The organism is Mycobacterium sp. M23085 (assembly GCF_045343915.1).
Classification (GTDB): Bacteria; Actinomycetota; Actinomycetes; order Mycobacteriales; family Mycobacteriaceae; genus Mycobacterium.
Window position 1 is genome coordinate 4,695,761 of sequence record NZ_CP174280.1, and the last position, 20,920, is coordinate 4,716,680.

18 protein-coding genes are annotated in these 20,920 nt (G+C 65.9%); 10 read left to right on the top strand and 8 right to left on the bottom strand.

Going from position 1 to position 20,920, the window contains the following annotated elements; all coding sequences use genetic code 11:
• Positions 1 to 27 precede the first annotated feature (27 nt).
• The 4 genes from ACIUM1_RS22155 to ACIUM1_RS22170 are packed head-to-tail and all read left to right on the top strand — an operon-like array spanning position 28 to position 4,723.
• A complete protein-coding gene (locus tag ACIUM1_RS22155) occupies positions 28 to 1,653 on the top strand; it encodes an acyl-CoA synthetase (RefSeq protein WP_406814678.1) in 1,626 nt (541 codons plus the stop codon).
• The gene (locus tag ACIUM1_RS22160) at positions 1,650 to 2,480 is read left to right on the top strand and encodes an amidohydrolase family protein (protein ID WP_406814679.1); all 831 of its coding nucleotides are present in this window, start codon (positions 1,650 to 1,652) and stop codon (positions 2,478 to 2,480) included. The genes ACIUM1_RS22155 and ACIUM1_RS22160 overlap by 4 nt, the downstream gene beginning before the upstream one ends.
• Positions 2,481 to 2,482: 2 nt before the next feature.
• Positions 2,483 to 3,529: an acyl-CoA dehydrogenase family protein gene (locus ACIUM1_RS22165; protein ID WP_406814680.1), complete on the top strand. Its 1,047-nt coding sequence runs from the start codon at positions 2,483 to 2,485 to the stop codon at positions 3,527 to 3,529.
• Positions 3,530 to 4,723, top strand: coding sequence for an acyl-CoA dehydrogenase family protein (locus ACIUM1_RS22170; protein ID WP_406814681.1), 1,194 nt, complete (start codon positions 3,530 to 3,532; stop codon positions 4,721 to 4,723).
• A gap of 124 nt (positions 4,724 to 4,847) precedes the next feature.
• Here ACIUM1_RS22170 and ACIUM1_RS22175 read toward each other — a convergent pair whose 3' ends face one another.
• From ACIUM1_RS22175 to ACIUM1_RS22205, 7 genes are all read right to left on the bottom strand, one after another.
• Positions 4,848 to 5,993, bottom strand: coding sequence for a thiolase family protein (locus tag ACIUM1_RS22175; protein ID WP_406814682.1), 1,146 nt, complete (start codon positions 5,991 to 5,993; stop codon positions 4,848 to 4,850).
• A gap of 69 nt (positions 5,994 to 6,062) precedes the next feature.
• A complete protein-coding gene (locus ACIUM1_RS22180; protein ID WP_406817812.1) occupies positions 6,063 to 7,277 on the bottom strand; it encodes a CaiB/BaiF CoA transferase family protein in 1,215 nt (404 codons plus the stop codon).
• A 22-nt stretch (positions 7,278 to 7,299) separates the two neighbouring features.
• Positions 7,300 to 8,508, bottom strand: coding sequence for a cytochrome P450 (locus ACIUM1_RS22185; RefSeq protein WP_406814683.1), 1,209 nt, complete (start codon positions 8,506 to 8,508; stop codon positions 7,300 to 7,302).
• Between the two features lie 235 nt (positions 8,509 to 8,743).
• A complete protein-coding gene (locus tag ACIUM1_RS22190; protein ID WP_406814684.1) occupies positions 8,744 to 10,396 on the bottom strand; it encodes an acyl-CoA synthetase in 1,653 nt (550 codons plus the stop codon).
• 8 nt (positions 10,397 to 10,404) lie between these two features.
• Positions 10,405 to 11,025, bottom strand: a complete 621-nt coding sequence (locus tag ACIUM1_RS22195; protein WP_406814685.1) for a PaaI family thioesterase — start codon at positions 11,023 to 11,025, stop codon at positions 10,405 to 10,407.
• Positions 11,022 to 11,651 (bottom strand): cysteine hydrolase, encoded by a 630-nt coding sequence (locus ACIUM1_RS22200; RefSeq protein WP_406814686.1) that lies wholly within the window; start codon positions 11,649 to 11,651, stop codon positions 11,022 to 11,024. Before ACIUM1_RS22200 ends, ACIUM1_RS22195 begins: the two co-directional genes overlap by 4 nt.
• Positions 11,648 to 12,655, bottom strand: a complete 1,008-nt coding sequence (locus tag ACIUM1_RS22205; RefSeq protein ID WP_406814687.1) for a Rieske 2Fe-2S domain-containing protein — start codon at positions 12,653 to 12,655, stop codon at positions 11,648 to 11,650. The genes ACIUM1_RS22200 and ACIUM1_RS22205 overlap by 4 nt, the downstream gene beginning before the upstream one ends.
• Positions 12,656 to 12,856: 201 nt before the next feature.
• On the opposite strand from ACIUM1_RS22205, the gene ACIUM1_RS22210 reads away from it, so the two are divergent.
• The 4 genes from ACIUM1_RS22210 to ACIUM1_RS22225 are packed head-to-tail and all read left to right on the top strand — an operon-like array spanning position 12,857 to position 17,054.
• Positions 12,857 to 14,479 carry a flavin-containing monooxygenase gene (locus ACIUM1_RS22210; RefSeq protein ID WP_406814688.1) on the top strand — a complete coding sequence of 541 codons (1,623 nt, stop codon included), beginning with the start codon at positions 12,857 to 12,859 and terminating at the stop codon, positions 14,477 to 14,479.
• 18 nt (positions 14,480 to 14,497) lie between these two features.
• Positions 14,498 to 15,637 (top strand): PHB depolymerase family esterase, encoded by a 1,140-nt coding sequence (locus tag ACIUM1_RS22215; protein WP_406814689.1) that lies wholly within the window; start codon positions 14,498 to 14,500, stop codon positions 15,635 to 15,637.
• Positions 15,637 to 16,014 (top strand): nuclear transport factor 2 family protein, encoded by a 378-nt coding sequence (locus ACIUM1_RS22220; RefSeq protein WP_406814690.1) that lies wholly within the window; start codon positions 15,637 to 15,639, stop codon positions 16,012 to 16,014. The genes ACIUM1_RS22215 and ACIUM1_RS22220 overlap by 1 nt, the downstream gene beginning before the upstream one ends.
• Positions 16,011 to 17,054 carry a TIGR03857 family LLM class F420-dependent oxidoreductase gene (locus tag ACIUM1_RS22225; RefSeq protein ID WP_406814691.1) on the top strand — a complete coding sequence of 348 codons (1,044 nt, stop codon included), beginning with the start codon at positions 16,011 to 16,013 and terminating at the stop codon, positions 17,052 to 17,054. The genes ACIUM1_RS22220 and ACIUM1_RS22225 overlap by 4 nt, the downstream gene beginning before the upstream one ends.
• A gap of 32 nt (positions 17,055 to 17,086) precedes the next feature.
• Here the strand turns inward: ACIUM1_RS22225 and ACIUM1_RS22230 are convergent, their stop codons facing one another.
• Positions 17,087 to 18,583, bottom strand: coding sequence for an acyl-CoA carboxylase subunit beta (locus tag ACIUM1_RS22230; RefSeq protein ID WP_406814692.1), 1,497 nt, complete (start codon positions 18,581 to 18,583; stop codon positions 17,087 to 17,089).
• 213 nt (positions 18,584 to 18,796) lie between these two features.
• Between ACIUM1_RS22230 and ACIUM1_RS22235 the strand changes: the two genes are divergently transcribed.
• On the top strand, positions 18,797 to 20,017 hold the full coding sequence (locus tag ACIUM1_RS22235; protein WP_406817813.1) for a cytochrome P450: 1,221 nt from the start codon (positions 18,797 to 18,799) through the stop codon (positions 20,015 to 20,017).
• Between the two features lie 57 nt (positions 20,018 to 20,074).
• On the top strand, positions 20,075 to 20,902 hold the full coding sequence (locus ACIUM1_RS22240) for an SDR family NAD(P)-dependent oxidoreductase (RefSeq protein WP_406814693.1): 828 nt from the start codon (positions 20,075 to 20,077) through the stop codon (positions 20,900 to 20,902).
• The last annotated feature ends 18 nt before the right edge of the window (positions 20,903 to 20,920 follow it).

Sequence of the window (20,920 nt, forward strand, 5' to 3'; positions counted from 1 at the left end):
CTTGAGCACCCAAGGCCGGCTACGCCCGTGAGCGAATGGACCATAGGGGCGGTTTTCGACGAAATCGCCGACGTCATCGGAGACCGCACGATGACGGTGTGCGGCAGCCGCCGCAGCACGTTTCGGGAATCGGCGGAACGCACCCGGCGGCTGGCAAACTTCTTGGCAGCCAGAGGTTTAGGGGCTCATCGGGAACGCGCAGGCCTGCAGAACTGGGAATGCGGACAGGACCGGGTGGCGCTGATCATGCACAACGATCTGTATCCCGACATGGTGATCGGCTGCCTCAAGGCCCGGACCGTCCCGGTGAACATCAACTACTACTACACGCCGCGCGAGGTGGGCGAGCTACTCGATTACGTCAAACCCCGAGCGGTGATCTACCACCGCGGCTTGGGTGCAAAATTCGCCGACGTGCTGACGGACGTCGGCGGCGACCTGTTGCTGTCGGTCGACGACGGGAGTGAAGTGCCGGAGTTGCCCGGCGCGGTGTCGCTGGATGACGGACTGGCGCAGGGGGATACCGACCACGGCGTGACGGCGTCCCCGGATGATCTGCTGATGATCTGCACCGGCGGCACGACCGGCCGGCCCAAGGGCGTGCTGTGGCGACAATCCGACATTTACGTCTCGTCGATGGTGGGGGCCGACCATGCGTGTGCCCAGGAGATTCACGACAAGGTGCGCGGTAACGCCGGTGCCCCGTGGTTCGCCGTGTCGCCGCTGATGCACGCGGCCGGCATGTGGACGGCCTTTTCGGCGATCTTGGCGGGTACCACCGTGGTCATGTACGACACCGCCAAGAAGCTCGAACCGCGGTCCGTGTGGGAGACGGCACAGCGGGAGAAGGTCGGTTTGATGACCATGGTGGGGGACGCCTACGCCGCGCCTCTGGTGGCCGAGCTGCAGGGCGGCTGCTACGAATTGCCGGCGCTGTACGCCATCGGTACCGGCGGCGCCGCAACGAATCCGAGGTATCAGCAGGCCCTGCTGGAACTGTTACCCCACATCACCCTGATCAACGGTTATGGCTCATCGGAGACCGGGAACATGGGCTTCGGTCACAGCAGGCGCGGCACCCAATCGGACACCTTCACGCTGCGCGAAGGCGGGTTGGTGCTGTCCGAGGACTACAGCCATTTCCTTTCTCCCGGCGAGCCCGGGGTGGGCTGGGTCGCCAGGGCAGGGCGTATCCCGTTGGGATACTTCGACGATCCCGACGCCACCCGCAAGACCTTCCCCGAAATCGACGGCACGAGGGTGGTGATATCCGGTGACCGGGCCGGACTGGAAGCCGACGGGTCGTTGCGGTTGTACGGCCGTGACTCGTTGGTGGTCAACACCGGCGGCGAAAAGGTCTTCGTCGAGGAAGTCGAAGAGGTGCTGCGTGCGCACCCGGCGGTCGCCGACGCGCTGGTGGTCGGTCGGTCCAGCGAGCGCTGGGGCGAAGAACTCGTCGCCCTCGTCGAACTGCGAGATGGAGCCGCTGCATCCACCGAGGAGCTGCGCACGCTCTGCACATCGCGACTGGCACGGTTCAAGGCGCCCAAGGAATTTCTCGTCGTCGAGCGGGTCCAGCGCTTGGGCAACGGCAAGGCGGATTACCGTTGGGCCAAACGTCACGCAACAGCAAAGGCGCCGATGCCGACATGAAAGCTATCGATTGCCTGGTCAACGTGCACTTTGGTGAGACCGAGCAGCAGCCGACCTGGATGCTCAAGGTGCGTGACGACTACTTCAAGGGGCCGGAGTCCATGTTCGCGCCGGTCGAGTTGTCGAAGCTGCTCGAGGAGATGGACGCCCAGGGTGTGCGCAAGGCGATCTTGATGGACAACCTCGCCAAGCCGTCGGTGACCGCGCGCAAATTCGTCGAGGAGAAGCCCGACCGTTTCGCCCTGGCGATGGGTGGGGTCAATTTGCTGCGTCCGATGCCGTCTCTGCGAGAACTTTCCTCGATCGTCAATGACCTGCCCGTTGCCTATGCCGCTGTGGGACCGAGCTTTTGGGGCGACGGTCAGTATCCGCCCAGCGACGCGGTCTATTACCCGCTGTACACCAAGTGTGCCGAGCTCGAGCTGCCGCTGTGTATCAACACCGGCATCCCCGGCCCCCCCATTCCCGGTGAGGTGCAGAATCCGATCCACCTGGACCGGGTCTGCGTGCGATTCCCGGAATTGAAGCTGTGCATGATTCACGGCGCGGACCCGTGGTGGGACATCGCGATCAGGCTATTGATCAAATACGCCAACCTGCGGTTGATGACCTCGGCGTGGTCGCCAAAGCGGTTGCCGGAGAGCCTGTTGCATTATATGCGGACCCGCGGGCCGAACAAGGTCATCTTCGCTTCCGACTGGCCGGTGCTGAGAATGCACCGGGTCGTCCCCGAAGCTGCCGGGCTGGATCTGCCCGCCGACGTGCTCGACAACTATCTCTACAACAATGCCCACGAATTCTTCTTCGGTGGCCAGGAGGAAGGCTGAGGATGGACCGCTATGAGCTACGCAGGCTCGACTACAGCCTGACGTCGGACCACGAGGCGTTGCAGGCCGCCTACCGCGATTTCTTCAAGACGCATTGCCCGATCGAAACGGTGCGCGCCGCCGAGGAAACCGGCTTCGACAAGAACCTGTGGGAACGGTTGTGCGCCATGGGCGCAACGACCATGGCCGTCCCGGAATCCGCCGGCGGCGACGGCGCGACGATGGTCGACCTGACCTTGGTGGCCGAGGAGATCGGCCGGTCGCTGGCGCCGGTGCCGTGGATCGACCAGGTCTGCACCGCACGGTTGCTCGCTCGGCTCGGCGCGGCCGAACCCGACGTCGTGCACGGCAAGCGACTCGCCGCATTCGATCCGCAGCACGACAGCGCGTCTGGTGCTCGGCTCCTGCCGGCCGGCTCGATCGCCGATCAGATCATCGTGCGCGATGGTGACGACGTCGTCGCGCTGACCTTCGGGACCCGCCCCACCAAGGTCGACAACATCGGCCGGTTGCCGATGGCCTGGGTGGACCCGGCCACCGCCGACACCCGCACCGTGCTGGCCAGCGGGCCCGGTGCGCTGGGGGAATATCAGCGGGCGCTCGATGAGTGGCGGGTGCTGAGCGCCGCCGCGTTGGTGGGCCTGGTCGAGGAGACCATGACCATCGCGGCCGAGTTCGCCAAGACCCGCTACACGCTGGGCGTGCCCATCTCGACGCTGCAGGGCATTTCTCATCCGCTGGCCAATATCGCGATCACCGTGCAGGGCGGCCGCAATCTGGCGCGGCGCGCGGCCTGGTTCCTGGACAACGAGCCGCACGAGCGACCGGAACTGGCGCCCTCGGCGTTCGTGTTCATGGCGGAGGAGGCGGCGAAGGCCGCGACCATGGCGGTACACATCCAAGGCGGGCTTGGTGTTTCGGCGGAGGCCGCCGCGACCGCCTATCTGGTCCGTGCCCGGGGCTGGGCCCTGGCCGGCGGCGATCCCGGCGCCAGCGCCAAGTACATCGGCGAGCTGGTCGCCGCACGCGAAAGTGGGAAGGGCGCCTAAGTGGACTTCTCACGGGTCACGCTGTCCGACGACGATCAGCGCTTCCTCGAAGAAGCACGCGACTTCCTGCGCACACACGTGACGGAAGACGTCAAGCGCCGAGACCGGGAAACCGGTGACAACTTCGACGAACGTGTGCACCTGGCGTTGGGCGCCGCCGGCTATCTCGAGCGCGAATGGAAGTCCGAGTCCGACGGCGGCTTCAGCAGGGTACGTCGCCGCATCTGGGAGCTGGAGAAGCGGCGCGCGCACGTGCCCTGGGTGACCTGGGGTACCACCGCCATGGTGGCCCGTTCGGTCGCCAGGTTCGGCTCGGCCGAGTTGCGGGACGAGGTGCTGCCGGGCGTCTTCAGCGGGCACGTCCGGCTGTGTCTGGGCTACACCGAACCCGAGGGCGGGTCCGACATCGCCACCTGCAAGACCCGCGCGGTGCGGGACGGCAACGGCTGGATTATCAACGGCTCCAAGATGTTCACCACCGGAGCGCACAACTGCCAGTACGTTTTCCTGATCACCAACACCGATCCGGACGCTCAGAAGCACAAGAGCCTGACCATGTTCCTGGTTCCGCTGGACTCCCCGGGCATCGAGATCCAGGGCATCCGCACCGTCGACGGCGACCGCACCAACATCGTCTACTACAGCGACGTGCGCGTCGACGACAAGTATCGCCTCGGCGACGTGAACGCGGGCTGGACGGTGTTGCGTGAACCCCTCAACACCGAGCACGGTGCGGTGGCGGCCGCCCCGGACGGACTGCAGGACGTGTCGATCATGATGCACCAGGCCGGATTCATGGCCGACGCCCTGGACAAGGCCGCTGCCAAGGTCGGGCAGCGCGATCCCAACGGGCGCAGGCTGATTGATGACTCGTCCGTGGCATATCGGTTGGGGCGCAGCGCCGCGCGGATGGAGGCGTCGCTGAGTGCGCCCAGCATCTTCGGCCGCGTCGCCCTGGCGCAGACGATGCGTGACATCTCCCCGGACCTGATGGACATCCTCGGCACCGCGGCCACACTGCCCTTCGGCACCGACGGCGCGGCCGACAACGGTGCCGCGGAATACGTCTACCGGTTCGCCCCGCTGGTCGGGATTTATGGCGGCACGCTTGAGGTGTTCCGCAACATGATCGCGCAGTACGTGCTGGGTCTCGGTAAGCCGGCCTACGCGCCGGTCGCCCAGAAAGCCTCCTGACGCCGGGACATCGGCGAAAGTGATTGTGAATTGATGGCTTTCGGCGTGAACTGAGGCCGGGCTTCGTCGGCGTGTCGTCGCCTGGGAATCACATTGAAAGCCAGGGATTCACACTCGACGCAACTCAGGTCGTGAGGATGGTCGCCGCCGCTGTGCCCGGCGCGCCGTACAACTGGGTGAATCCCACCTTCGGGTTGCCGGGCACCTGGCGCTCGCCCGCCTCACCGCGCAATTGGCGCACGATTTCGTGGATCTGCCGCAGACCGGATGCGCCGATCGGCTCACCGTTGGCGATGAGCCCGCCGTCGGTGTTGACCGGCATCGCGCCGTTGATCTCGGTGGCACCGTCGGCCAGCAGTTTCTCCTGATCGCCGTGCTCGCAGAAGCCGCACTCGGCCATGTGGATGATCTCGGCGCCGGCGTCGGTGTCCTGCAACTGGATCACGTCGACGTCGTCGGGGGCGATGCCGGCCTGCTCGAATGCGCTACGGGCGGCGTAAACCGTTGGGGCCAGATCTTCTTCGACCGGCGCGCAGGTGGTGTTGACCTCGTAGGCACCGTAGCGGCGGGTGCGGACCTGCACCGCGCGCAGGTAGACGGGCTTGGTTGTATAGCGGTGCGCGATGTCCGCTCGGCACATCACCACGGCGGCGGCGCCTTCGTCGGGTGCGCAGAACATGTACTGGGTCAGTGGGTAATTGAGCATCGCCGAGTTCAGGATGTCTTCTTCGGGGATGGGCTTGCGCCGAAAGGCGTTTGGATTCGACGCTCCGTTGCGGAAGTTCTTGGCGGCGACCTTGGCCAGGGTCTGCTGGGAGATGCCGTGATCGTGCAGGTAGCGGTTGGCTTTCATGCCGAAGAACTGGGTTGTCAGGTACTGGCCGTTCTCCGCATACCAGCGCGGCATCCCGACCAATGCGGGGTCCTCGGTGAACGCACCGCGGGGGTGCTTGTCCAGGCCGATGGCGATACCGATGTCGTAGTCGCCCAGCCGGATGCCGTCGGCGCACGCCTTGGCGGCGCTGGCGGCGGTCGCGCATGCGTTGAACACGTTGGTGAACGGGATGCCGGTTAGGCCGACCATGCCGACGATCGCGTCCGGGTTGGCCACCGTCCAGCTCCCGCCGGTGGCGAATTGGACGTCCCGCCATGCGATACCGGCGTCGGCCACCGCGGCGAGGATGGCGTCGACGCCCATCTGCATCGCAGACTTGCCCTCGAAGCGTCCGAACGGGTGTAAACCCACGCCGATGATGGCGACATCATTCACGAGCGCCACTCCTCATCGCTACGTCCCCCGCCGGCGGGTGGTACCCGCACTGCATCGTCGCGGCGCGGTTCACGCAATGGCTCCTGCATTCTTCAGTTCCTCGATCCGGTCCCAGTCCATGCCGAGCTCCATCAGGACCAGCTCGGTGTGCTCGCTGGCCTGCGGCGCCCGCGTCGTCGTCAACGGCTCGTGGTTGAACTGAACGGGGCCGCGGACCACGCGGAACGGCTTGCCGCCGCCGGCGAGTTCGACTTCGGCGATCATGTCGTTGGCGATCGCCTGCTCGTCGTCGATCAGGTCGATGAGGCTCTGGAACGGTGCCCACTGACCTTTCATCGTCTTGAGGTGGTGGCGCCAGTAGTCAAATGGCTTGCCGGCAAAGGCCTTCGAGATCAGCTCGGCGGCGGCGTCGGCGTTCTGGATCAGCGGGAGCACGTCGGTGAAACGGGGATCGTCGGCCGCCTCGGGGATGCCCAGGTGTTCGAACGTGTCGCGGATCAGTCCGGTCGGGCTGATGATGCACAAGTTGATGGTGCCGCCGTCGGAGGTTTGGTAGTTGCCCATGAAGGGATTCACCGAGGCCGCGCCGGAACCGGGCATGGGCGTGCGCATCACTTCACCGGTCTCCATGCCCTGCGTCACGCTGGCGCCGGCCGCCCACCAGGCGGTGCTCAGCAGCGACACGTCCAGCTCGACGGCTTCGCCGGTACGCTCGCGATGCAGCAGTGCGGCCGAGATGCCACCGGCGATGAACATGCCGCCGATCGAATCGCCGAATGCCGGAATGCCTTGCCCCAGTGCACCGCCCAGTTCCTCAGGTGTCAGGGCGTATCCGATGCCGCTGCGCGTCCAGAACGCCGTGCCGTCGTAGCCGCCGGTGTCACGCTCGGCCCCCTTGTCGCCGTAGGCCGAGCCGCGGGCGTACACGATGTTCGGGTTCACCGCGCGGATGTGCTCCACGTCGAACTTGTGCTTCTGCCGTTGGGCGGGCATGTAGTTGGTGAGGAACACGTCCGCGGTCTTGGCCAGCTCGTAGATCACCTCCTGACCGCCCGGCGTGGAGACGTCGATCCCGACGCTGCGTTTGCCGCGGTTGGGGTGTTCCATCAGCGGGTGGCGCTCCGGATCGACTTGTATGCCACCCATATTCAGGAAGCCGCGCTGGGTGTCGCCGCGCGCGGGGTGTTCGACTTTGATGACGTCGGCTCCCCAGTCGGCCAAGATGGCTCCCGCCGCCGGAACGAAGGTGAATTGCGCAAGCTCCAGGACCCGAAAGCCCGACATGACTTTGACCATTTTGCCGACCCTACTTCGCGTCGAACGTCACCGGAAGCGCATCCGGTGACCGGAACGGCTGACCGTGGATGTGCGGGTCATCGTCGGTCACCAAGGTGACGTTGGTCAGCCGGTTCAGCAGGCATTCCATCGCGACACGCGTTTCCAGCCGTGCCAGATGCAAACCCAGGCAGGTGTGCTCGCCGGCGGCGAACGAGATGTGTGGCATGTGCTTGCGGAAGATGTCGAACTCTTCGGAGCGTTCCCAGCGCAGCTCGTCGCGGTTGGCCGAACCGACGCACACACCGATCACCGAACGTGCCGGAATTTTCACGCCTTCCAGCTCGGTGGCGTCGGTGGTGAAGCGTTGCACGGTGGTGAGCGGTGTCTCATAGCGCAGTCCCTCCTCGATGGCCGGAGCCAGCAGCTCGCGGTCGGCTTGCAGCGCGGCGAACTGTTCGGGATGAGTGAGCAGCAGATACAACAGGTTTCCTGACGAGCGGTAGGTGGTTTCCAGGCCGGCGGGTAGCAGCAGGCGCAGGAACGAGTAAATGGCTTCGTCCGTGAGCTTTTTGCCATCGATCTCCGCGGTGACCAGGTCCCCGATGATGTCCTCGGTGGGCTTGGACCTGCGCCGTTCGATCTGCTCGATGAAATACTCCTTGAGCGCCGCGGAAGCCTCGAAGGCGCGCTCGTAATTGACGTGGTAGCTGATCAACTGCACGGCGCGGGTGCGGAATATCGGCAGGTCTTCATCGGGCAGCCCGAGCAGCCGGGCGATGACCCGGGTGGGAAATTCGAAGGTGAACTGCCGCACCAGGTCGGCGCTGCCGGTCTCGATGAACTCGTCGATCAGGGCGTTGCAGATCGGCCGCACGATGGTAGGTTCCCAGCGGGCCAGCGCCTTGGACTTGAACGCCGCGGATACCAGGTTGCGGTGTTCGCGGTGCTTTTTGCCCCCCATCGCCAGAATCGTCGGCCCCATGAACAGGCCGATCGTCTTGTCATACGGCTTGGAGCTGAACACCCGGCCATCCCGGAAAACCGTGTTGACCGCGTTGAACGACATCGCGGAGTACTCCTGCTTGGGCCACAGGGACTCCGGCGTCTTGGAGTAGTCCATCACCGTGCCGGCGAACACGCCGGCCTCCCGCCGCTTGCGGGCAAAGAACGGGTAGGGGTCACGCAGGCTGACCGTCTCGTCGCCGGCACCGGCGGCGGTGTGAACGTTGGTCGTCACGCGACCTCCAGCATCTTGATGTCAGCACGATCGAACACCTACTTCGTAAGATCCTACTGTAATTCTTACAGTAGGCAATATTGGCCTGACTGTGCCAGGTTGGCCCGGCGGACGGTGAGGGTTCCACACCCGGAAACAATTCGGCGTCAGCCACTTTGCGCGGTTTTGTCGACGCCGGCGTACGGCAGCAGCGACATGGTCCACGTATTTCGTAGCGGGCCGCCGGGATCACCGGTCAGCCACTCACCGCCTGCTCGCGTGCCCACCGGTAGTCGGCCTTGCCCGACGGGCTGCGCTCGATGACCGGACGGAACACGATCGCCTTGGGCAGTTTGTAGCGCGCCAGCGTCTGCGCGGCGTGCGCCACCAGCTCTGCGGGGTCGGCGCTGGCGTCCGGAGCGAGCGCCACCACGGCGACGACCTCCTGGCCCCACCGCTCGCTCGGCCGGCCGGCGACCACCACGTCGGCCACCGCGGGATGCGACGCGATGGCCGTTTCGACCTCCTCGACGAAGATCTTCTCGCCGCCGGAGTTGATGGTCACCGAATCCCGGCCCAGCAGTTCGATGGAGCCGTCGGCGCCGTGGCGCGCGCGGTCACCGGGGACGGCGTACCGAACCCCGTCGATCACCGGAAAGGTCTTGGCGGTCTTGGCCGCATCGTCCTTGTAACCGAGCGGGACGTAACCCCGCTGCGCCAGCCAGCCCATGCCGTCGTGGCCCGGTTCCAGGATTGCCGTCAGGTCCTCGGCGGCCACGAACGTGTCCGGCCCGGCGTTGAACGTGCCGGTCGCCACCGCTCCCGGCGTCGACATGTGGTGCATCTGCGCCCCGGTCTCCGACGATCCGACCCCGTCGACGACAACGGCGTTCGGCAGCGTCTCGATCAGGCGCTGCTTGACGTACGGGGTCAGCAGCGCACCGCCGTTGGCGACGACCGCCAGCGACGAGACGTCGGCTACCCCCTTCTCGATCGCGGCGACCAAGGGCCGGGCCATCGCATCGCCAACCACCGTGACCACCATGACCTTTTCCCGCTCGATGGTGCGCACCACGTCCTCGGCGTCCAGATGATCGACGACCGTGGGAAAGACGACGGACTGCCCGGTGGTGATCGCGGTCATCACACTCCACTGCGCCGCACCGTGGATCAGCGGAGGCAGAATCATCAGCTTGGTGCCCGGACCCGAGGCGGCACGCTCGACGATCTCGTCGATGGAACTCGAGGGCTCGCCGGTCATCAGATTCCGGCCGCCGAAGGACGTCATGAAGATGTCGTGCTGGCGCCACAACACGCCCTTCGGCATTCCCGTGGTGCCGCCGGTGTACAGCACGTACAGGTCGTCGGCGGAGTGCTGCACCGGCGGTGGCTCCGGGGACACCGATGCCAGGGCGGCCTCGTAATCGACTGCGCCGTCCAGCAAGTCGTTCCCCGAGTCATCGGCGATCTGGATCAGCACACGCAGCTGTGGCAGATCCGGCAGGATCTCGGCCACTCGTGGTGCGAACGCGGCGTGGTAGAGCAACGCGGTCGCGCCGGAATCCGCCAGCAGGTACTGCAGTTCGCTCTTCACGTAGCGGAAGTTGACGTTGAACGGGGCGACGCGCGCCTCGAAGCTGCCCAGTAATGCCTCGACGAATTCGTTGCCGTTGTAGGCGTAGAGCCCAAGCAGGTCTTGGCCCACCTCGTGGCCGCCCAGCGCCGAGCGCTCGATGTGGCAACCCAACCCGTGCGAGTGCAGGTATGCGGCCAGCCGGGTGGAGCGTTCGATCACCTGCTGGTAGGTGTAGCGCCGGTCTCCCTGGATGATCAGCTCTCGATCGGGGATTGCGGCGGCGACGGCCTTGGCCACGGCCGGAACCGTGAATGTTGTTGCGGTGTCGGACATCGGGCCTCTCACGGCTGGTGGGGTAGCAGTCGAACCATCAAGCCGTTGGCTTCGCTGAGCAAGGTTCCATCTGCGGCTGTCATAGTAGCGTCAATGAAAACCTTCCTGCCGTCGACGCTGGTGATGTGCCCCTGGGCGGTCAGCGGCTGGTCAATGGGGGTGACGCTGCGGAAGTCGACATGTAGGTAGGCCGTGCGCGTCGGCCGGATGTCCGCGGTGGTCACGACCATGCCGAACAACCAGTCGTAGAACAGCGGGATCATGCCGCCGTGCACGGCCCGGTTCCCGCCGATGTGGGCGGTGCTGAAATGGCCGGTCATCCGCACGCCGTCGGGACCGGACTCGGTCATCATCCAGGGCGGCATCAGCGGATGGGCCAGCCCGGGCAGGCTCAGCACCCGGCCGGCCACCGCCTCGGTCTCCGGTACCTGGTGGCTGTCCAGCAGCGCGCAGGCGGTCTCCAGGTGCTCGGCCGCGGCGGCCCACAGCGCGGGGTCCGGGTTGGTGGACACGGTGAGATCCTGCAGGCGGCGTAGCGCGGCGACGAACGGCCCCAACTCCGCGGGCGCGTCCGCGACGGGCCTGACGTCGGGGGATCCGCCTCGAACGTCGGGCGCTGTGTCGGTCATCGCGTTCCTTCGTCCCATGCCCGGAGCAGATCGTCGGTGCTGGTGATGGTGGCCAGCAGCGACAGCGTGTTGGCGATCATCGCCGCACCGTAGTCGGCGGGTACGCCGGCCACCGCGTCGCGGGGGAGGACCACCCGGTAGGCCGCGTTGACGGCATCCATGACGAGGTTGGGAATCGCGATGTTCAGCGAAACACCAACCACGACAAGGGTCGAAACCCCGAGATTGCGCAGCACCGCGTCCAGGTCGGTGCCGCCCATCGGACCCACGCCGTGCCACCGGCGCAACACCAAATCCGAAGGCTCCGGCCCTAATTCGGGAAGTAATTCCGCACCCGGCGTACCGGGTGTGATGTCCACCTGATTGCCGCCGCCCATTGCGAAGATCTTCGCGTTGTGGTTGGAGCCGAGTCCGTCGGCCCGCCGCTGCACCAGGCAGTGCACGACGCGCACCCCGGCAGCCCGGGCCGCAGGCAGCAGGCGCGCAATGTTGGGCAGCGCCTCGCGGCGGGCCTCCTCGGCGAGCATCGCCAGTCCGGCGTCGGGGCCCATCACCGCGCCCTGGCACTCCTGGGTCACGATCGCGGTGTGCTCGGGTGCGGCCAGTCGGGCCAGTCGGTCCGTCATGCCGGAGCGCCCACCGGCGCGACGTCATAGAACTGCGTCGCCCATTTCCGCAGCGCCATGTAACCTTTCGCATCGACCTTCGACAGCGCGGGGTGCTCCACGTATTTCTGGTATCGCCAGATCTGTAGATCGTCGAAGACGGTGGACAGGAACTGGTTTTCGATGATCTCACGCAGTTTGCCCTCGGGAACGTCGGCGGTGTCGCCGGGGAGTCGCGGCCACCAGATCGAGTAGAACAGGTCCGAGCATTCGTCGTCGACGGGTGTGCAAGTGAAGATCAGCCGATGATTCTGTGCACCCTCGAAGACGCTGATCGCGCCGCCGAGACCGAACAAGTGGCTGTGAAACTTCAACGCGAGACCCTCGGGGTCGTCGCTGCGCGCGTCCGGCCAGCCCGCGACGAACTGCCATTCCTGGTCGACGATCTTCCAGTCCAGCACCTTGGGCGTGACCGTGGCTTTATGCACGTACTCGAAATGGGCGCTGTCGGGGGCATTTTCGGCCACGATCTGCGGATGCACCGGTTCGCGCTCAGCGCGCCGGGAGAATTCCGGGTATGCCCGGTAATAGGCCGTCGGGTCCGTCTCGAACTGCGGGAACTTGTGAAAGATGTCCGGCATCTCCCATTGCGGCTTCGTGCCGTCCGGGTGGTGCCAGACGAAGACGCAGTCGTACTGCTCCTGGACGGGAAACACCCTGAGCCGTAGCCCGCGGTTCGGCCGGTCGGGCTGATAGGGGATGTATCGGTTGGTGCCGTCCGGACCCCAGCGCCAGCCGTGGAAGGGGCACTCGACGCAGTCGCCGACCACCTTGCCGCCGTGACCGATGTGCGCGCCGAGGTGTTTGCAATGTGCTTCCAAGACGTGCAGCTCACCCTGTTCATCCCGGTAGGCCACCAGGTCCTCACCGAAATAGTGCAGCGGCCGCACCTCGCCGATGGGAAACTCGGGAGACCAGCCGACCATGAACCAGCCGGTGACCTTCCAGGTGAATGGGACTTTCACGCACAGCCTCTCGGTTCCGGATAGATACTAAGCCCGTTACAGTATAGATTTCAGCAGTCTGGTGCGTAAGCGGCAAGGGAGTGACATGACTGAGGCGGCTGACGAGCTGGAAGCGCTCCGCCAGGTGAAGGCCAGACGGTGCAGGGCGGATCAAGACCCTGCACCTCAGCCGAAGCATCTCGAAGATCACCGGTGGTGACGATGGCCGCGGCTGATAGCTCGTTCGATGTGCTGGTCATCGGCGCCGGCTTCTCCGGGCTGTACATGCTGCACCGGCTGCGGCAACTCGGGATGCGCACCCGGGTGCTGGAGATGGCCGAAAAGGTCGGTGGCACCTGGCTTGTCAACCGCTATCCCGGCGCGCGGTGCGATATCGAGAGCATCGAATACTCCTACAGCTTCTCCGAAGAGATTCAGCAGGAGTGGGTGTGGACGGAGTCGATGCCCGCCCAGCCCGAGATCGAGGCCTATCTCAACTTCGTGGCCGACCGGCTCGACCTCCGTCGCGACATCCAATTCGGCGCCAAGGTCGTCGCGATGACGTTCGACGAACAAGCCGCCCTGTGGCTGGTGCGCACCGAAGCCGGCGAAACGTTCCGCGTGCCCTTCGTCGTCGCTGCCTCCGGCATCCTGTCGGTGCCGCTGGAACCCGACATCCCCGGAATGGGCGCCTTCACCGGGACGTCACTGTTCACCAGCCGCTGGCCTGAGGACGGCGTCGACCTCACCGGTAGGCGCGTCGGCGTCATCGGCACCGGCTCGACAGGCGTTCAGCTCATCCCGGTGGTGGCCCGAGAAGCCTTGCAACTCTCCGTATTTCAGCGCTCGCCCGCATACACCCTGCCCTGGCGCGTGCATCGGTTCGAGCCCGGCGAACTCGACGAGATGAAGGCACGCTACGGCGACATCCGGGCGGCCCAGCGAGCCCACCCGATAGGGGCGGCCCGGTTGAGCGCCTTCTCCGTGCTGCTCGAGATGCTCGGCAGGCCGCCGCTGAAGTCGGCGACACGCGAAGAACAGCTGCGCGCGATCGAGGAGAACGGCGTGCTGGGCGCGTTGAACTGGGGCGACATCTTCTTCGACATCGAAGCCAACCGGATGGCGGCCGCACTGTACGGCGAGGCGGTGGCCCGGATCGTCAAGGACCCCGCGACCGCGGCGTCGTTGGTGCCGGTGCATCCCTTTGCGTGCAAGCGGCCGATCATCGACCAGGGTTACTACGAGACATTCAACCGGGACAACGTCACGCTGGTTGATCTGCGCAAGTCGCCGATCCGCGAGGTAACGCCCGCCGGCATCCGCACCGAGGACCGGGTGCACGAACTCGACGTGATCGTCTACGCCACCGGGTTTGACGCCATGACCGGCGCGCTGAGCCGGATCGACGTGCGCGGTCGCGGCGGAATGTCGCTGGGCGAATTCTGGGCCACCGAAGGGCCGCTGTCGTATCTGGGCCTTGCGGTCGCCGGCTTCCCGAACCTCTTCACGGTGCAGGGGCCGGGCAGCCCGAGCGCCGCCACGAACTTCGTGGCCGCTCTCGAACAGCACGTGGAGTGGATCGGTGACTGCATTGCGCATCTGCGCGCCAACGACATTCGGACCATCGAAGCACTGAGCACCGCGCAGCGGGAGTGGATCGATCACGCCACCGCGCTGGTGGCGCCGACGGTGCTGGTTCACCCGTCGTGCAACTCCTGGTACAACGGCGGCAACGTGCCCGGCAAGAAACGGATGTACATGGGCTACACCGGCGGAATACCCGAATACCGGCGCCGCTGCGACGAAATCGCGGCCGGCGGATACACCGGCTTCAAACTGGCGTAGCTGGCGAAGGTGAGCAACATGGCGACGACAATGAGCGGGTTGGGCCTGGCTAAAGATGTGATCCGCGAATTGGGAATGCTGACACCGCGCACGGTGGCCGGCTTGCAGGAGTCGACCGGCTGGGCCCCGCTGTCACCACGCGGTGCACGACAGTTCGGCGAGGCGATGCTCGACGAACTGGTCCTGAGCGCCTTCTCGCTGCTGGGCGGAAGTCCCGCGGCGATGCGACCACTGGATGCGTGCACGGCGGCGGCTGAGGAGCTCTCCTCGCTGGGCATCGACCGGGCGCATGAAGACCCGACACCGTTGCGGCCGAGCTGGATTCGGAAGCGCAGCATCGCGGGCCTGGCTTATGACCGAATGGCTTTCGAGCACGACCCGGCGTTGCCGGCAACTCTGGAGGCCGACGGCCTGGGTGGCCCGGCGCGGGCGGTGGTGCACTTGTGCCGGCATCGCGACCATCCCAGGCCGTGGCTGGTCTGGGTGCACGGCGCCGGCCAGGGTGGCAGCGAAGACCTGCTGTTGTCCCGGATCGGGCGGATCCATCACAAGTTGGGATTCAATGTTGCGCTGCCGGTGCAGCCCGGCCACGGCTGCCGGCGACGCCAATGGCCGGTCTATCCCGACATGGATCCGCTGGGCAACGTCGCGGGCATGATGCGCGTAGTGTCCGAGGTGCGCGCGGTCGTGCGCTGGGTGCGGCCACAGGCCAGCGCCGTTGTGGTGGCGGGCATTTCGATGGGCAGTCCGGTGGCCGCGCTAGTCTCCCACCTGGAGAAGCAGGTCGACGGGGTCGCCCTCTACACGCCGATCCTTGGGCTCAATGCGATGATCGCGCGGCACCTACATCGGTGGGGCACATCGCGCGAGGGGTTCCGCGAGTTGCTGGAATCCCCTGTCGTTACCCAGCTGACCTCGGTGATCGATCCGCTGGCGGCCATTCCGTCTCCGCCGCCGGATCGCCGGCTCATCGTCGGGGCGTGGCACGACCGGATGGCGATGCGCGAGCCCGCCAACGCGTTGCAGGAACGTTGGGGCGGCCAACTGTACTGGTATGACGGCAGCCATGTCGGACACATCTTCTCCCGGCGTGTGCAGCGCGTCACCGATCGATTTCTGCGTGACGTGGCCGCGCGAAAAGCAGTGATGCCCGACTAATGGCCACATGGACTGCGCGAACGGTGGTCGAGCTCTACAACCTGGTGGTGTGGAACGAATGCAACATCGACCTGGCCGAGGACCTGTTGGCCGACACCGTGATTCGGCACGAGGTCGGTGGGATCCGCACACTGACCCACGCTGAAGCGGTGCAGCGGGTGGTGGACATGTGGAAAATGGCCGATTCACTGCACTTCGACCTCAACGTCGTCATCGAGGGCGACGACGGCGAGCACGTGGCGATCGTCTACGACTCGGTGATCATCGCCAAAGACGGCACCGAGGCCAACGTCGCCGGCATCGAGGTGTTCCGCGTCGTCGAGGGCAAGATCACCGAGGTCTGGAACTGCGGCTACCAGCAAGGGGTTTGGAATTGAGTGACCGTGTGCTTGACGAATTGGGTTACTACCTGCTGGCGGGCGCCGGTGGTGAGGGCCCGGCGACGTTGCTGGACGAGGCCCGCCGTGGCGAGGAACTCGGCTTCGGCACGGCCTTCATCTCCGAGCGGTGGAACGTCAAGGAAGCGTCGTCTCTGGTCGGAGCGGCGTGCGCCGTGACCAATCGGATGCAAATCGCCACCGCCGCAACCAATCACAACACCCGCCATCCCCTGATCACCGGATCATGGGCGGCCACGATGCATCGCCTGTCCGGCGGCCGGTTCACCTTGGGCGTCGGCCGCGGCATCGCCGCGATCTATGGGGCCTTCGGCATCCCGGCGGTCACGACCGCGCAGATGGAGGACTGGGCGCACGTGATGCGCCGGTTGTGGCGCGGTGAGCTGATCTTCAACCACGACGGCCCGATGGGCAAGTACCCCATCCTGTTCCTCGATCCCGACTTCAACGAGGACATTCGGCTGGCGCTGGTGGCCTTCGGGCCCCACACGCTCGCCCTCGGCGGACGCGTGTTCGACGACGTCATCCTCCACACCTACTTCACCCCCGAGACCTTGCAGCGCTGCGTCAAGGCCGTGAAGTCCGCGGCGGAGAAGGCCGGACGCGACCCGGGCAGCGTGCGGGTGTGGTCGTGCTTCGCCACCGTCGGCGACCACCTGCCCGAACAGCTGCGGCTGAAGAAGACCGTGGCTCGCCTGGCCACCTATCTGCAGGGCTACGGTGACCTGCTGGTCGAAACCAACAACTGGGATCCCGCTGTGCTGCAACGGTTCCGCGAAGACCCGGTGGTCACCTCGATCGCCGGCGGGATCGATCACAAGGGCACGGCCGAGCAGATCGAGCACATCGCGACGCTGATTCCCGACGAATGGCTGGAGCCCTCGGCCACCGGGTCGGCGCAGCAGTGCGTGGAGCGCATCCGGAAAGAATTCGACTGTGGGGCCGACGCGGTCATCATGCACGGCGCCACACCCGACGAGCTCGAGCCGATCGTCGCGGCTTACCGCGCCGCGGATTAGCTTCGGTTGTGGCATGCCGGGGGGCGCGCCACTTACGGCATGATGACGGTGCGGCTGACGGGTTCGGCGGCGGCTTGCCTGCTGGACAGGCCGCGCTTCAACGAAGCGAGCAGGACGTCACGTGTCTCACGGGGATCGATCAATTCGTCGAACCCCATGTGTTCGGCGGACCGATACGACGCCTGGAGTTCGGCGTCGCGCAGCTTGACCGAGAGATCTTCCCCGGCATGCGATGCGCGGCTGAGCGCCGCGGCGCTCATGGCGCCCATCGTCGCCCCGGGGTAGGCAAAGGTGGCGACCTGATGGTCGAAGCCCAACAACGACATGACCATCGACCCGAACCCGTATGCCTTGCGCAGCGTGAGGTGCAGCTTCAACGTGGTGGCGGCCGTCTGCGCGGCGAACATCCGCGCGCCGGCCCGCAGCACACCGCTGCGCTCGGAGCGGCTGCCGGGCAGCATGCCGGGATTGTCGGCGAGAAAGACGATGGGCAGGTGGAACGAGTCGGCCACCATGATGAAGTGTGCGGCCTTGTCGGCGGCGTCGGCGTCGATGGAGCCGGCCAGCACTTGGGGCTGGTTGGCCACCACCGCGACCGGGTGGCCGCCGAGGTGGGCGAGCCCGCAGATGATCGCCTTGCCGAATTGCGGCTGCACCTCGAACCAGTCGGGGCTGTCGAAGACGACGTCGAGCACGGCCCGCATGTCGTAGACGCGGCGGTTGTCCCGGGACACGATGTCGAGCAATTCCGGCGTCTGTCGCGGCCGAGCGGCCTCGTCCGCGGGGAGTGACGGCGGGTAGGACCATGCGCTCGGCGGGAAGTAGGACAGATAGCGCCGAACGTCGTCGAGGACCGCCTCGTCGTCGTCTGCCACGTTGTGGATCACTCCGCTGGGCAGCGCGACGGTCGGGCCACCGAGGTCTTCTTTCGAAATCTCTTCTCCGGTCGACTCTTTGACGACCGGCGGCCCGGCGGTGAAAATGGCACCCTGCCTGCTCATGATCCGGAAGTCGCAGACCGGTGCCACCAGGGCGCCGTGTCCGGCCGACGGGCCGAGCACGGCAGCGACGGTCGGGACGCGCCCCGAGCACTGCGCCTGGGCGAGCAGGTCGGTGGGTGTCCGGCCGTAGTGGCCGCCGGTGGGGCGAAAGCCGGCGCCTTCGAGCAGCATCACCAGCGGAATCTTGTCCCGCAGCGCCAGTTCGGCGATGCGGTACCGCTTCGAGTTGCCACCGGGCCCGATGCTGCCCGCCATGGTGGTGAAGTCCTCGGCGCCCAGCATCACCGGTGATCCGTTGATCTCACCGGAGCCGACGACCAGCCCGTCGGCCGCGATCTCGCCACCGACCAGGGTGCCCAGTTCGCGGAAGGTGCCCGCGTCGAGCAGATGGTCGATGCGCGCGCGGGCGTCCAGTTTGCCCTTATTGCGATGCTTGTCGAGGCGCTCCGGGCCGCCCATGTCCCACGCCTGCTGACGGCGCCGCGCGAGATCCTCGAGCGTTTCTCCCCAATCCTGGGCTTTCGGCATGCCTATGTCCTACCTCATGGAGATTCGTCGTGCGACCAGATCCTCTGGTGGCGACCCACTTCGCCCGGCTACGCCGCGCTTGCGATCGCCACAAATTTGCAGGGTCACATACTGGATTGCTTACTGTAAAGTTACCCGCGTGCCTGACGCCGCCTGTCTGGAGGTCGACGAGGCGTCCCAGACCGAGGAGTCCCACCAGTGAGCGCAACGACGATGGACGAGGCCGCGAAGCTACTGGCGGACCCGCTGGCGTACACCGACGAGCACCGGTTGCATGCGGCACTGACGCACCTGCGCGCCAACGCCCCGGTTTCCTGGGTGGACGTTCCGAACTACCGGCCGTTCTGGGCGATCACCAAACACGCCGACGTCATGCACATCGAACGCGAGAACATGCTCTTCACCAACTGGCCACGGCCGGTGTTGACGACCGCCGAGGGCGACGCACAAGCCGAAGCCGTGGGCGTCCGAACACTGATCCACTTGGACGACCCTCAACACCGGGTGGTGCGCGCGATCGGCTCGGACTGGTTTCGTCCAAAGGCGATGCGGGCCTTGAAGGTTCGAGTCGACGACCTGGCCAAGAGCTACGTCGACAAGATGATGTCCGTCGGTCCCGAGTGCGACTTCGTCCAGCAAGTCGCGGTCAATTACCCGCTGTATGTGATCATGTCGCTGCTGGGGCTGCCGGAGGTCGACTTCCCGCGCATGCTGAAGCTGACCCAGGAGTTGTTCGGCAGTGAAGACTCCGAATTCAAACGCGGTACCACGAACGAGGACCAGCTGCCTGCGTTGCTGGACATGTTCGGTTATTTCAACGGGGTGACCGCCTCACGCCGTGAGCATCCCACCGAGGATCTCGCGTCGGCGATCGCCAACGCGCGCATCGACGGCGAACCGCTGTCCGACATCGAAACCGTCTCTTACTACCTCATCGTCGCCACGGCGGGTCACGACACCACCAGTGCCACCATTTCCGGCGGCCTGCAGGCACTTGCCGAAAACCCGGACCAGCTCGAGCGGCTCCGCAGCAACCTCGATTTGATGCCGCTGGCCACCGAGGAGATGATCCGCTGGGTAACCCCGGTCAAGGAATTCATGCGGACCGCCGCGAAGGACACCACCGTGCGTGGTGTGCCCATCGCCGCCGGCGATTCGGTGCTGCTGTCCTACGTTTCGGCCAACCGCGACGAGGACGTCTTCGGCGATCCGTTCCGCTTCGACGTCGGCCGCGACCCCAACAAGCACGTCGCCTTCGGTTACGGAGTGCACTTCTGCATGGGTGCCGCGCTGGCCCGCATGGAGGTCAGCAGCTTCTTTTCCGAACTGTTGCCGCGGCTCAAATCGATTGAGTTGACCGGAGATCCGGAGTTGACGGCCACCACCTTCGTCGGCGGCCTCAAGCACCTGCCGGTGCGCTACTCGTTGGCCTGAGCGCGGCCGACCCCGTCCAACGGGAACTCGCTACACTCCGCGTGGGAGGTCGAGGCAATGGCGCGTAAGACGATCATCATCACCGGTGCCAGCGACGGCATCGGCGCAGCGGCGGCCCGCCGGCTCAGCCGCAGCGGCGACAACGTGGTGCTGGTAGGACGCTCGGAGCCCAAGACCGCGGCCGTGGCCGCCGAGCTCGATGCCGACTACTTCGTCGCCGACTTCGCCGACCTGTCCCAGGTGCGGGCCCTGGCGGACAAGATCAGGTCCGAGCATCCGCGCATCGACGTGCTGGGCAACAACGCCGGCGGCGTGTTCAGCAAACTGTGCGAGACAGCCGACGGTCACGAGATCACATTTCAGGTCAATTACTTGGCGCCGTTCTTGCTCACCACGCTGCTGATGGACGTGCTGCTGAATTCGCGTGCCACGATCGTCAACACGTCCAGCTCGTCGCAAAAGCTGCTTCGCAAAGTCAGCATCACCGACTTCGAAACCACCGCTCGGCGCCGGCCTGGCGGCGCCTATGCGTTGGCGAAGCTGGCAAACATCTTATTCACCAAGGAGTTACATCGGCGCTTTTCCGCCGACGGCCTTTCGGCGGTGGTCGTTCACCCCGGCTTCGTCAACACCAACATCGGCCACTCGTCCGGCTCGCGGTTCCTGACGACCATGCAGCGCACACCGGTGAGCCGCATGATCAAGACCGCGGACCACGGGGCCGACCAGTTGGTCTGGCTGGCGACCAGCGTGCCCGGCGTCGACTGGGCCGCCGGCGAGTACTACGCGAAAGGCAGGATCGCGAAAGCCAACCGCGCGGCCTACGATCCCGTCCTCGCGCGCGAACTGTGGCAACGCAGCTTGGCCAAGGTCGGCTACGCCTAGAGGGCGAAGCTATTTGGA

Coding starts and splice junctions, on each gene's coding strand:
- ACIUM1_RS22180 (WP_406817812.1), bottom strand. CDS start 7,277: ATGTCGGGCTTTCGGGTCCTGGAGCTTGCGCAATTCACCTTCGTTCCG.
- ACIUM1_RS22210 (WP_406814688.1), top strand. CDS start 12,857: ATGGCCGCGGCTGATAGCTCGTTCGATGTGCTGGTCATCGGCGCCGGC.
- ACIUM1_RS22240 (WP_406814693.1), top strand. CDS start 20,075: ATGGCGCGTAAGACGATCATCATCACCGGTGCCAGCGACGGCATCGGC.
- ACIUM1_RS22195 (WP_406814685.1), bottom strand. CDS start 11,025: ATGACCGACACAGCGCCCGACGTTCGAGGCGGATCCCCCGACGTCAGG.
- ACIUM1_RS22200 (WP_406814686.1), bottom strand. CDS start 11,651: ATGACGGACCGACTGGCCCGACTGGCCGCACCCGAGCACACCGCGATC.
- ACIUM1_RS22220 (WP_406814690.1), top strand. CDS start 15,637: ATGGCCACATGGACTGCGCGAACGGTGGTCGAGCTCTACAACCTGGTG.
- ACIUM1_RS22160 (WP_406814679.1), top strand. CDS start 1,650: ATGAAAGCTATCGATTGCCTGGTCAACGTGCACTTTGGTGAGACCGAG.
- ACIUM1_RS22230 (WP_406814692.1), bottom strand. CDS start 18,583: ATGCCGAAAGCCCAGGATTGGGGAGAAACGCTCGAGGATCTCGCGCGG.
- ACIUM1_RS22235 (WP_406817813.1), top strand. CDS start 18,797: ATGGACGAGGCCGCGAAGCTACTGGCGGACCCGCTGGCGTACACCGAC.
- ACIUM1_RS22165 (WP_406814680.1), top strand. CDS start 2,483: ATGGACCGCTATGAGCTACGCAGGCTCGACTACAGCCTGACGTCGGAC.
- ACIUM1_RS22190 (WP_406814684.1), bottom strand. CDS start 10,396: ATGTCCGACACCGCAACAACATTCACGGTTCCGGCCGTGGCCAAGGCC.
- ACIUM1_RS22215 (WP_406814689.1), top strand. CDS start 14,498: ATGGCGACGACAATGAGCGGGTTGGGCCTGGCTAAAGATGTGATCCGC.